Origin of the sequence: Gordonia sp. ALPHA1B1, assembly GCF_005502615.1 — a bacterium.
GTDB classification, from domain to species: domain Bacteria; phylum Actinomycetota; class Actinomycetes; order Mycobacteriales; family Mycobacteriaceae; genus Gordonia; species Gordonia hongkongensis.
This window is the reverse complement of sequence record NZ_SCOC01000006.1, coordinates 131,235-143,332: the sequence shown is the minus strand read 5'-3', so window position 1 is coordinate 143,332 and position 12,098 is coordinate 131,235. Positions and strand designations below refer to the sequence as shown.

General features: G+C 70.6%; 10 protein-coding genes. 6 read left to right on the top strand and 4 right to left on the bottom strand.

The window, feature by feature from the left end:
* Positions 1–72 precede the first annotated feature (72 nt).
* Positions 73–1,407: an MFS transporter gene (locus FFS52_RS06045; RefSeq protein ID WP_137809157.1), complete on the top strand. Its 1,335-nt coding sequence runs from the start codon at positions 73–75 to the stop codon at positions 1,405–1,407.
* Here the strand turns inward: FFS52_RS06045 and FFS52_RS06040 are convergent.
* On the bottom strand, positions 1,388–1,945 hold the full coding sequence (locus FFS52_RS06040) for a hypothetical protein (RefSeq protein WP_137809156.1): 558 nt from the start codon (positions 1,943–1,945) through the stop codon (positions 1,388–1,390). The genes FFS52_RS06045 and FFS52_RS06040 overlap by 20 nt on opposite strands.
* Positions 1,946–2,065: 120 nt before the next feature.
* Here FFS52_RS06040 and FFS52_RS06035 point away from each other — a divergent pair, with 120 nt between their 5' ends.
* Positions 2,066–3,157, top strand: a complete 1,092-nt coding sequence (locus FFS52_RS06035; RefSeq protein ID WP_137809155.1) for an aminotransferase class V-fold PLP-dependent enzyme — start codon at positions 2,066–2,068, stop codon at positions 3,155–3,157.
* A 12-nt stretch (positions 3,158–3,169) separates the two neighbouring features.
* On the opposite strand, the gene FFS52_RS06030 is transcribed toward FFS52_RS06035, so the two are convergent.
* Both FFS52_RS06030 and FFS52_RS06025 read right to left on the bottom strand, forming a co-directional pair.
* Complete coding sequence (locus FFS52_RS06030; RefSeq protein WP_137809154.1) at positions 3,170–4,693, bottom strand: glycerol-3-phosphate dehydrogenase/oxidase; 1,524 nt, start codon at positions 4,691–4,693, stop codon at positions 3,170–3,172.
* A gap of 33 nt (positions 4,694–4,726) precedes the next feature.
* Positions 4,727–5,323, bottom strand: a complete 597-nt coding sequence (locus tag FFS52_RS06025; protein WP_065630859.1) for a TetR/AcrR family transcriptional regulator — start codon at positions 5,321–5,323, stop codon at positions 4,727–4,729.
* A 49-nt stretch (positions 5,324–5,372) separates the two neighbouring features.
* Between FFS52_RS06025 and FFS52_RS06020 the strand changes: the two genes are divergently transcribed.
* Positions 5,373–6,281 (top strand): YegS/Rv2252/BmrU family lipid kinase, encoded by a 909-nt coding sequence (locus FFS52_RS06020; protein WP_137809153.1) that lies wholly within the window; start codon positions 5,373–5,375, stop codon positions 6,279–6,281.
* 24 nt (positions 6,282–6,305) lie between these two features.
* Here the strand turns inward: FFS52_RS06020 and FFS52_RS06015 are convergent, their stop codons facing one another.
* Positions 6,306–7,754, bottom strand: a complete 1,449-nt coding sequence (locus FFS52_RS06015) for a CCA tRNA nucleotidyltransferase (RefSeq protein WP_058253767.1) — start codon at positions 7,752–7,754, stop codon at positions 6,306–6,308.
* A 91-nt stretch (positions 7,755–7,845) separates the two neighbouring features.
* On the opposite strand from FFS52_RS06015, the gene FFS52_RS24030 reads away from it, so the two are divergent.
* From FFS52_RS24030 to FFS52_RS06005, 3 genes are all read left to right on the top strand, one after another.
* Positions 7,846–7,968, top strand: a complete 123-nt coding sequence (locus FFS52_RS24030; RefSeq protein WP_264186656.1) for a hypothetical protein — start codon at positions 7,846–7,848, stop codon at positions 7,966–7,968.
* 20 nt (positions 7,969–7,988) lie between these two features.
* On the top strand, positions 7,989–9,221 hold the full coding sequence (locus FFS52_RS06010) for an NUDIX hydrolase (protein WP_137809152.1): 1,233 nt from the start codon (positions 7,989–7,991) through the stop codon (positions 9,219–9,221).
* Between the two features lie 118 nt (positions 9,222–9,339).
* Positions 9,340–11,934: a DUF6049 family protein gene (locus tag FFS52_RS06005; RefSeq protein WP_137809198.1), complete on the top strand. Its 2,595-nt coding sequence runs from the start codon at positions 9,340–9,342 to the stop codon at positions 11,932–11,934.
* Positions 11,935–12,098: the final 164 nt, after the last annotated feature.

The following is a 12,098-nucleotide window of genomic DNA, read 5'->3' as shown; positions in this document are numbered from 1 at the left end:
CCTCCGGCCACCCGACCATCATCGCACGTCCGTGGCCGACGACGTCCATCGTCAGCTCGGTAGGCTGGATCGGTGAGCAGCACCCAGGTGACCCGTGACCAACGCGGGTGGTCGGTGTTCGTCCACTCCCTCCGTTCGTCGCCGGGACTCGGCCGGTTGTTGTCGGTCCGGTTGTCCAGTCAGATCACCGACGGGATCTTCCAGGCCGCGCTGGTCGGCAGCATCCTGTTCAACCCCGAGCGCCATGCGGATCCGCTCGCGGTGGCCGGTGGCCTCGCGGTGCTGCTGCTGCCGTATTCGCTCATCGGCCCGTTCGCGGGCGCGTTGCTCGACCACTGGGATCGACGCAACGTCCTCCTGTACGCGAACCTGCTGCGCGGGCTGATCATCGGGCTCGTCGCACTGGCCGTCGCCTCCGGCGCACCCGATGTCGTGGTGCTGATCTCCGCCCTTGCCGCAACGGGTGCGAGCCGGTTCGTGGCGGCCGGACTGTCGGCCGGACTGCCGCACGTCGCGCGGCGTGAGGTGCTGGTCGCCACCAATGCGTTGTTCACGACGTTGGGCGGCGCGATGCTCACCGTCGGTCTCGGCATCACTCTGGGACTCCGCGCGATCTTCGGCGACGACAACGTGGGCAGTGCCCTCACCATGATCGCCGGGATCGTGCTGGCCGTCGTCTCCGGCGGGCTGGCGCATCGGTTCCGTCCCCTGCAACTCGGTCCCGACGAGCCCGACGACCCGGGTCGGTCGGCCGTGCACGCGGTCTCGGTCGGACTCTGGCACGGTGCCCGCGCCGTCGTCCACCACAAGACCGTGGCCGCCGCGTTGTCGGCGATCGGGGCCCACCGGCTGGTGTTCGGGATGAACACACTGATGATCCTGGTGCTGACGCGCCAGATGGGTCCCGGCGACGGGGTCGACCGCGTCAGCATGGTCATCGGTTTCACCGGCGCGGGGGCGCTTCTCGCCGCCGTCATCACACCGATCGCAGTGGCACGGGTGGGCCGGTACGTGACGCTGCTCGCCGCACTGGCCGTCGGCGCGTTCGCCGAGCTGTCCGTACTCAGCTTCGAGTTCGCGGTGATCTGCGGGTCGGCGTTCGTACTCGGACTCATCGGCCAGATCGCCAAGCTGTGTGGCGACGTGGCGATGCAGGTCGACGTGGATGACGCGGTGCGCGGACAGGTGTTCTCGGTGCAGGACGCGGTGTTCAACATCGCCTACGTGGGTGCGGTGACCGTCGCGGCCCTCGCGATCCCCGACGACGGCCGGGCGGTCGGGCTCGTCGTGCTCGGGGTGGTGCTGTACCTGCTCGGCATGCTCGTGGTGCGCCTCCTGCATCCGCGTGGGCACTGGTCCGCCGAGCCCACGACGGTGCGGCACACCGTCACCGACCCCGCCGCGTGAACCGCGGGTCCCGGTTGTCGTAGGCGGCGTCGGCCACGCCGTTCGCATCCAGGTCCACCAGCATCACATCGTGGCTGCCGTCCCCGTCGGAGTCGACGTAGAGTCGTTCGCCGACGATCCGGCCGCCCCGGTCGGCGCCGACGATCTCGACGTCGGGGTCGCCGTCGTCGTCGAGATCGACCCGGGTGACCTGCGCCGGCGGGGGTTGCGGAGTCCGCTCGGGGACGTCGCGCCGCGGCGGTTGTTCGCCGACGAGGTCGGCTCGCGCGACGGGCCGGTCCCAGAGACCGGCACCGGAGTCGCGGTAGAAGGCGTCGGGCTCGCCGTCGTCGTCGGTGTCGAGCGCGGCGACGTCGGCGACACGGTCGGCGTCGGTGTCCCACATCGCGTCATCGCGACGGCCGTCGCCGTCGAAGTCGAGCCCGATCGCGTCCAGGACATCGGACCGCGGATCCCCGAGCGCGAGGTCGGCGGTCCCGGACCAGCGCGTCGTCGGACCGTCGCCGGTCCCGAAGAAGTACTCGATCGCCGGGTCCATGAGGTCTTGGACGCAACGGGGCCCGATCCGGTTCCCATCGATCGGTTCCCAGCGCCCGGGTTCCCGCTGTGCGGTTCCCGATGGGTGTGGACACCTCGACCACCCGGTAGGTTGTGGCCCATGTACGTCAGCGATCTCGGCGAGCAGTGGCATGCGGCCCGGCTCGAACCAGCCCTGGCACATCTCGACTCTGCTTCGGCGGGCCGCTCGTCGTACGCGCTGATCGGCGCGATGACCGCGCATCTCTGGCGGGAGACCGAACGCGGGTCGTATGTCGCCGCCGACGACCGCGCCGAGGAGATCGCGCGCGACACAAGGAATCTCGCTGCCCTGATCGGACACACCGGCGACGAGGTGGTCTTCCGTGAGAGCGCCCGCGCCGCTCTGCGCGCCCTCCTCACCAACTGGAGCCTGCCCGTCACATCGACCGTGTGGGTGGCGAAGAACGAATTCGGCCCCAACCTCGAGGAGTTCGAGCGCCGCGGGTACGCGGTACGGACCATGCCCGACGGGGACGTCTACGGTCACGTCGACACCGACGCGCTCGAGAACATGCTGCAGTTCGAGCAGCCCGACTTCATCCACGTCTGCCACATCGGCTCGATGTCCGGTGTGGTGCAGCCGGTCACGCGGATCGTCGAACTCGCGCACCGGGCCGGTGTGCCCGTCGTGGTGGACATGGCGCAGTCGGTCGGTCACGTCCCCACCGTCACCGGCGCCGACGTCGTCTACGGCACCAGCCGCAAGTGGCTCACCGGCCCGCGTGGCGTCGGGTTCGTCGCGGTGCGGCGAGACTCGTTGCGGCCGGTACGAATCGACGGTTCCGAGGCCTTCATCGCCGGGCGCCTCGGACTCGGTGTCGCGGTCCGCGAGTTGCTCGAGATCGGCCAGCAGCGCGTTTTCCGCGAACTCGCGAAGATCGGCCGGGTCACCCGCGAACGACTCCACGGCATCGCGAGCTGGGAGGTCCTCGAGCCGATCGACGAGCCGTCGGCGATCATCACCCTCGCACCCCCGCCCGGATGGCAGTTCGACGACGTCGCCGCGGCCCGCGACAAGCTGCTGTCACTCGGTGTCCTCGTCACCGCCGCGGACACTTGGCGCGCTCCGCTGGCGACCGAGCATCCGGTGCTCCGGATCAGCCCGCACCTCGACGTACGCCGGTCCGAACTCGACCGCGTCGCAGACACATTGCGCACGATGGGTTACTGACGCCGAGCAAGCTCACCCGAGGACCTCGCCGAGGATCCGCTCGATCTCCGGCCGTGCCGCGTCGGCGTCGGCACGCACGAGGCCGATCCGCGTGCGCCGGTGCAGGATGTCGTCGGCGTCGAGGGCACCTTCGTGCGTGATCGCGAACTCGATCTCGGCGCGGGTGACATCGATGCCGGGGACGATCGGATCCAGGGGACCGGCGAGTACGGCGGCGTCCACCACCGCCGGCGCCTCCCCGCCGAACCGCTGCACGAGCGAAGCCGGCAGCCCCTGCTCGCGCGGACTCCGCAGGGCTCCGACAAGCGGGGTCGTGGCCGTGACACAGTCCCCGGCGGTGAGGTCGGTGGTCGCGAGCGCGGCGTCGACGGCGTCCTGGGCCATGCGCCGGTAGGTGGTGAGCTTGCCGCCGAGGACGTTGACGAGACCATCGCCGCGGACGCCGACGTGGTGCTGCCGGGAGACGTCGGCGAGGGCGTCGGAGTCGCGGCCGCCGCCGCGGGTGTCGACCAACGGTCGCAGACCCGCGAACGTGCCGATGATGTCCGAGCGATCCAACGGCCGTGCGAGAGCGGGATTCACGGCGTCGAGCAGGAAGTCGATCTCCGACTCGTCCGGCATCGGGACGTCGGGGATCGGCCCGGGCGCCGCGACATCGGTGAGGCCGACGTAGACGCGCCCCAGTTGCGCGGGGATCACGAAAACGAACCGGGACACCGAGGTGCCGAGCGGGGTCATCAGCGCGGCGTCGGGGAATCCCAACCGCGCCGCGTCGACGACGAGATGCGTTCCCCGACTGGGATGTACGGCGAGTGCATCATCGATGCCGCCGGACCAGACACCGGTGGCGTTGACGACCATCCGCGCGCCGACGTCGAAGCTCTCACCGGTCAACTGATCGGTGAGGGTGGCCCCCCGGCCGTCCACGCGCTCGGCCCGCACCCGGGTGCAGACGGATGCGCCGTAGCCGGCCGCCGTACGTGCGAGGGCGACGACGAGCCGAGCGTCGTCGACGAGCTGACCGTCGGCGGTGGAGATACCACCGCGCAGACCGTGGGGGGACACCGCCGGGAAGCGGGCGAGGGTCTCCAGCGCCGACACCCGGGTCGGCGGCGGCAACAGCGAGTCGGGGGTACCGGCGTTGCGTCGGAGCACATCTCCCGCGCGGAGGCCCAATCGGATGATCGAGGTCTGCCTGCCGCCACGGTCGGGGATGATCTGGCGGAGGGGAGCGATCAGATGCGGAGCGATGGCGGTCATCAGATGATGACGTTCGACGGCACTTTCGCGCGCGATCCGCAGATCACCCCTGGCCAGGTAACGGAGACCACCGTGGACGAGTTTGCTGCTCCAGCGCGAGGTTCCGGCCGCGAGGTCGTCCTTCTCGACGAGCGCGACGCGCAGGCCACGGGTCGCGGCGTCGAGCGCCACCCCGGCGCCGGTCACACCGCCGCCGATGACCAGCAGATCCAGGGGATCGCCGGACGTCAGACGGTCGAGCGCACGACGACGGGTGTCGGCGGACAGGGTCGCCATCAGACTCGCACCGCGCGACCGGCGCTCACGACGTCATCCGTCGACGCCCGCACCGGCCGGACGCAGATACCCGGCCAGCATCTCGTGCAACTCGGTGCTCCAGCCCTCGGCGATGATGTCGGAGACCAGCGCCCCGGACTGGAGGAACGACTGCGCGATCAGCAGCACCATCGCCGCCATCCGTTTGGCGTCACCCGCCCGGACGTGGCGCCGTTCCTGGGCCTGGGACAGCATGTCCGAGAGAATCGCGAGCGCCCCTTGCTGACTCGTACCGAGACGCTCGAAGACGTACGGCGCCATGAAGTCTCGCTGCTCGCGCCACAGCGAGGCGATCAGTTCGTCGTCGCGGAGCGCGCCGACGACCGCGACCACCCGATCGACGAGCGCATCCAGATCGGCGGGTTCGCCTCGTCCGCCGATGGCGTCCTCGACGACCCCCAGGACCTCGCGGGTCAACAGCCCGCGGATGATCTCGTTGATGTCGGGCCACCGGCGGTACACCGTCGGTCGGCTCACGCCTGCTTGTCGGGCCACCTCGGAGACAGTCACCTTGCGTCCGCCGCTACGCAGCAGACAGCTCCGTGCTGCATCCAGAACGAGATCCCCGATCTCCTCGTTACGGATTGCCATGATGTGTAACACTGTAACGGATCACTTGAACGGCGGGGGGCCGACTCATATGACTATCGAACACGCCACACTCGTGGCCAGTCCGTACGCACGGCACGGAACGGGCCTGCGCGTCGCCCACGACGCCGCAGAACTGCTGCGTGCCCGCGGCGTGAAGGTGGAGATCATCGTCGGCGAGGACATCGCCGACGCCGCCGATCTCGCCGGCAAGGCAGCCCGCGGGGACACCGACGTCCTCGTCGTCGTGGGGGGCGACGGCACGGTGCGTCTGACGGTGGAGGCCACGATCGGGTCGGGCAAGCCGCTGGCCGTCATCCCGGCCGGGAGCGGGAACGACTTCGCCCGCAACCTCGGCATCCCACTGGAGCCGGCCGACGCCGTCGAGGTCATCCTGGCCGGCCACCGGCGACCCATCGACCTCGGCCGGGTCAGCTTCCCGGACGGGCAGACCGCGCTGTTCAGCACGGTCGCCGCCACCGGGTTCGACGCCGCGGTCACCGCGCGGGCCATCGACATGCGCCGGCCGCGCGGACAGTCCCGGTACACGATCGCGGCGCTGCTCGAACTACTCGCTCTGCGGTCGCGTCACTACCAGGTCCGCGTCGACGACCAGGCCGTCGAATCCGACCTCATCTTCGCCGCGATCGGCAACACCACGTCGTACGGCGGTGGCATGAAGATCACGCCGCAGGCGTCGATCACCGACGGCCGGCTCGACGTGACCCTCGCGCTCAACCCACCGCGGCTGGCACGTTGGACGATTGCGCGCGTCTTCCCGAAGGTGTTCACGGGCAAGCACATCGACAGTCCGAACGTCCGGACCATGCGCGGCGCAGAGGTCGAGCTGTACTGCGATCCGCCGGCCCTCGTGTCGGTCGACGGTGACCTCGTCGGCGAGCTGCCGGCGGTCTTCGAGGCGGTACCGCACGCGATCGAGGTGTTCGCGCCGGCGAGCTGAAACGCCCGGGGCGTCTCGCAGTCCTCACTGACCGCTGCGCGCCGCCCACCATTCGCGAAGGGCATCCTCGGCTTCGTCGCGGCTGAGCGGTCCACGGTCCAGGCGTAGCTCCTTCAGATGACGCCACGCCTGTCCGACGATCGGACCGGGCGGCACGCCGAGGAGTTCCATGATCGCGTTGCCGTCGAGGTCGGGCCGGACCTTCTCGAGATCCTCGGCCGCCTGTAGGTCGGCGATCCGCTGCTCGAGACTGTCGTAGTTCTGCTGCAGCCGCCGGGCGCGCCGCTTGTTGCGGGTGGTGCAGTCGGCGCGCACCAGCTTGTTCAGCTTGTCGAGTAGGGGACCGGCATCGGTGACGTACCGGCGGACGGCCGAGTCGGTCCACGCGCCGTCTCCGTAACCGTGGAAGCGCAGGTGCAGGAAGACCAGCTGCGCCACGTCGGACACCACCGCCTTCGGATACTTGAGTGCCCGCATCCGTTTGCGCACCATCTTCGCGCCCACGACCTCGTGATGATGGAAGCTGACGCCGCCTCCCGGTTCGTGCCGGCGCGTCGCGGGTTTGCCGATGTCGTGCAACAGGGCCGCCCAGCGCAGCACCAGGTCCGGATCGCCGTCCTCGAGATCGATGGCCTGGCGGAGCACGGTCAGTGAGTGCTGGTAGACGTCCTTGTGCTGGTGGTGCTCGTCGATGGTGAGCTTCATGCCGGGCACCTCGGGCAGCACGCGTTCGGCGAGACCGGTCTCGACCATGGCGTCGATCGCCTCGATCGGGAACTCGCCGCAGATCAGTTTGTCCAGCTCGGTGCGGATGCGTTCGACGGTGATGCGTTCGATCTCACCGTTCATGTCGGTGATCGCCTGCCACACGCGCGGCGCGAGCCGGAATCCCAGCTGGGAGACGAACCGCACGGCGCGCAGCATGCGCAGGGGGTCGTCGCCGAAGGACTGTGCAGGCGTGGCGGGGGTGTCGATGACCCCGGCCAGCAGGGCGGTCATCCCGTCGAGCGGGTCCCGGAAGTCCTGGGCGCCCGCCGAGCCGATCCGGACCGCCATCGCGTTGACGGTGAAGTCCCGTCGGATCAGGTCGTCGTCGAGGGTCTTGCCGAACGTGACCTCGGGATTGCGGCTGACCTGGTCATATGAGTCCGCGCGAAACGTCGTGATCTCGATCAGGTGGTCGCCCTTGCGGACCCCGACCGTGCCGAACTCGATGCCGACGTCCCAGAACGCGTCGGCCCAGCCGCGGAGGAGCTGCGACACCGTTTCCGGGCGCGCATCGGTCGTGAAGTCGAGGTCGTTGCCCAGACGCCCGAGAACCGCGTCGCGCACCGAGCCGCCCACCAGGTACAGCTCGTGGCCGGCGGTCTCGAACAGCTTGCCGAGGGGCACGAGGACGTCGTCGAGGTCGCGCAGTGCGATCGCCGCGGCGGCGAGCAGGCGGGTGCGCCGTTCCGGGTCCGCCGAGTGCACCTGGTCCGGCTGGGCTGCCCCATTCCGGAATGGCCCAGACGCCGCCGCACCGGACGAGGAAGTGTCGTTCACGGCTTGCCACCCTACCGTCGTGACCCGCGACGACGACGCCGCACAGCTCGTCGGCGACGACTCATACACCCCCGGCGCACTCGCGACACTGCGAATCCACAACCTACGCGCCCTCGGAGGCGTCCGGACAAACTGCAGGTGACCAGCCGCTAGCATCGTGGAGTGTCCACCGATTCCTCGACCAACCCTTCAGACGTCAGCGGCGTCTCGTCGGGTGCGCACGGTGAGGGTGGCGGACAAGGCGAGCAGAATGCCTCCGGCCAGGGGCGTCGTGCCCGGCGCGGCCGACGCCGCCGGGGCCGGCGCAAGTCCGAGAACCGAGGTGCGGCACCCGCTCACACCCCGACGGCGCACAGTCCGCACGGGCACAAACAGGGCGGTCATGCCCAACCCAAGAACAAACAGCCGACTCCCGGCCAGGCGGGCTCGCGGCCGGGCCACAAACCCGGCTCGCCCAACCCGGCCTCCGAACCGGCACCCAGCACTCATCACCCGACTCCCAATGACCTCGCCCGCGCCCGGGCCGCCGATCCCGCGTGCCCGGATCCGGTCGAGGCCGAGCCCGTCGACAAGCTCCCGGTCGATCCCGATCGTGCGCGACCCCGCGTCACCCCGCCGAAGCCGTCGGACATGGTCGCCGTCAGCGCCAAGCTGACCAAGACCGGTTTGACCCAGGCCGGCGGCAAGGCGTCGAAGGGTCGACGGCGCGCGGCTCGGGCCGACCGTGCGTCCGAACGCCCGGCTGCCGAGCGCGCCCACCCCGACCGCGCGGGCAACGAGAAACTCCGCACCGTGCGCGAGACCTCGGCAGGGGGGCTCGTCATCTCCGACCTCGACCTCCCCGTCGACCAGCTGTCGGCCGCGCTCATCGGTCGCGTCGACCGTCGCGGCCGCACCATGTGGTCGCTGCCCAAGGGACACATCGAAACCGGCGAGACCGCCGAGCAGACCGCCATCCGCGAGGTCGAGGAGGAGACCGGGATCCAGGGCACGGTGGTGGCCCCGCTCGGCAAGATCGACTACTGGTTCGTCAGCGAAGGTCGTCGGATCCACAAGACCGTGCATCATTACCTGCTGCGGTGCACGGGCGGCGAGCTGTCCGACGCCGACTACGAGGTGTCCGAGGTGGCCTGGGTGCCGTTACACGAGCTCCCGCGTCGGCTCACGTACTCTGACGAGCGGCGACTCGCCCGGATGGCCCGGGGTGTGATCGCCGAACTCGCCGCCGACCCCACCCGGCTGGCCCAGTCCGAGGCCGACAGCATCCGCACCGAACCCAACGCCTATGAGAAAGCCGCCGCCGCGCGCAACCAGCGCCGCAACGAGCCACCGCCCCCGGTTCGTCCGCGCCGGCGCCGGCGCCGTCCACGACGGCCCGCGGCCGGCGATGGCTGAGCCGCGCCCGTCCGCCGTCGAGCCCCGTTCGTCTCGTTCTCTCGCCTTCTCGCATGCGCTGCGGTCCGGCGCGCTCGCGACGCTGGCCTCCGCCGTGGTCCTGGCCGTTCTCGGTCTGATGGTCCTGTCCGGCGCGGTGGGACCGGCGTCGGCGGCGCCGGAGACGGCCACCAGCGATTCCGACGCCGGATCCGGCGCGTCGGACCGGTCACCGAGCCGCTTCGCCCGCATCGTCATCGATTCGATGACCCCGAACATCGTGACCACGACCAGCCGGCCGGTGGTCACCGTCAGCGGACGCGTCGACAACGTCGGCGACCGGTCCATCACCGACCTGACCATCCGGCTCGAGCGCGGCGATCCGGTGGCGTCGGCCGCGGGCCTGCGCACCGACCTCGCCGACGACGATCCGGCCGTCGCCGTGGCCGGCCCCTTCGAAGCGCTGTCCGACTCGCTCGCCCCTGGCGAGAGCGTCGGCTTCCGCATGTCGATGGCACTCTCGGCCAACAACGGTCCCGACGGCCAGGGCCTGGCCATCTCCCAGCCCGGCGTGTACCCGATGCAGGTCAACGTCAACGGCACCCCGGAGTACGGCAACACCGCGCAGGTCGCGGGATCGCGGATGCTGCTGCCGGTGTTGTCCCTGCCACCCGACGACACCCGGGCCGCCGGTTACGTCGACCCGTCCACCGAGTACTCCGACGCCGACCCGGTCGTCGGGCTCGGGCCGGACGGGTCGGTGTCGGCGAACCTGTCCAGTCCGGCACGCATGACGATGGTGTGGCCGTTGGCCGCCCCGCCGCAGCTCGCGCCGGGTGTGCTGGGCGGCAACACCGAACCGGTCCGGTTGATCAACGAGAACATGGCGCGGTCGCTCGCCGACGGCGGCAGACTCGCCGAGCTACTCGCCGCGCTGCAGCGGGTCGTCGGGGAACCCCCACCCGCACAATCGGATTCGGTGACATCGGACACGCCGCCATCCGAGACACCGGAGAACCCGGAACCGAGCGCACTGCCCGGTTCGGAGAAGCTCGCCGACAGCATGTGCCTGGCGATCGACCCCGACCTCGTCGTCACGGTGCGCGCGATGTCGCTGGGGTACGAGGTGTCCGACAATCCCGCCGATCCGAGGTCGACGACCCGGCCCGGTAGCGGCGTGGACGCCGCCGGTCGCTGGCTCACCGGCCTGCGATGGATCGCGCAGCGGATGTGCGTGGTGGCCCTGCCGTACGCACAGGCCGATCTGACCTCCCTGACCCGGATCGGCAACACCGGCCTCACCGAGGCCGCGCTGCGGTCACCGGCCGACATCATCGACACCGTGCTCGGCGTCCGGAGCGTGCGCGGTCTCTCGATCCCCGCCCTGGGGGCGATCGACGCCGACGGCGCCGCCGCCCTCACCGAGGCCGAGGTGACCGCGACCGCGGTGTCGTCGAACTCCGTCGCGCCGGTCGGTCGCCGCGACGCCGCCGGCCGCTACCGGATCGGTGACCTCGCCGCCCAGACCTACGACGCACCTGTGACCGCCTCGTTCGCCGCGCTCGGTACGGCGCCGTCCACCCCCGCTCTGACGCCTCCGAGTCAGCGCGTCGACCTGTCCGACGAGTCCGAGGGAAGCAGGCGCCAGAGCGCGATCGGTGCCCTCGCCTATCCCGCGATCGCCGCGCCGGAACCCGGTCCGACCGCACCCGGGGCACGCCCGTCGCCCGACCCGGTCGTCGGCAGATCGGCGTTCCTGATGCCCCCGACGTACTGGTCGCCCACGTCCGCCGACGCCGAGGCCCTGTTCACCACCGCACGGCTGCTCCTCGAATCGGGTGCCGCGACACCGGCTCCGCTGTCGACGCTGGCCGCCGACCTCGGTTCCGCGCCCGAGCAGGCGCGGCTGATCGACCCGCCCGGGGTCGGTCCGGTGGGCGAGGTGGGCTCGGTGCTGACGAGCGACGCGACCGGATCGATACGACGCAATGTCGAGGACAGCTGGCAATTCGAGGGCGCCCTGGTGCGCTCGGCGGATGTCGCCGCCACCCCCGAGCGGTACATGTCGCCGCTGCGCGAGGACCAGCTCCGGGCGATCCGCTCCCCGGATGCCCAGGGGTCGGCCGTCTACACCCACCTGCGGCGCGCGCAGACCGAACGCATCGACGCCGTCGCGTCGACCCTGTACCGGATGTCGCAGTCGGTCACCATCCTCGATCCCGGCGGTCGTTACACGCTGGCCTCCGAGCGGAGTCCGCTGCTGCTGGTCGTGAGCAACGACCTCGCGCTCCCGGTGCGTGCCCGGATCACCACATCCGAGCCGGCGGGCATCGAGATCGGCGACCTCGGGGTGATCGAGATCCCGGCGCGCGGCACCCGGCAGATCCAGCTGCCCACCCAGGGCGACGCCTCCGAGGCGATCAGTGTGCAGATCCGGTTGTCGACGGTCACCGGCGTGCCACTGGGCCAGCCGATCAGCCTGTCGGTGCACACCAACGCGTACGGCAAGCCGCTGTTCTACATCACGATCATCGCCGCGGCGGCGCTCGTCCTGCTCACCGCGCGTCGCCTCTGGCATCGTTTCCGCGGCCAGCCCGATCCCGCCGACGCCGACCGTCCCGAACCCGACGAACTCGAGCGAATGCTTGCCGGAAGCGGGTATCAGGAACGACGCCGTACCCTGCAGAGCGAGGGTCGGACGTACGGCGAGGAACCGGGCGATGACCCTCCATGACCGACATCAGACGACCCGAGGACGGCGGCCCTAGCGACGTGACCTGGAACGATGAGCCGCGTGCACCGCGGTCGGGGACACCCGGCCCGGTGCCGCCCCAGCGTCCCGAGCGCGCCGCACCCCGGCGGATTCCGCCGAACCGGGTTCCGGGTGGCCGGGTGCCT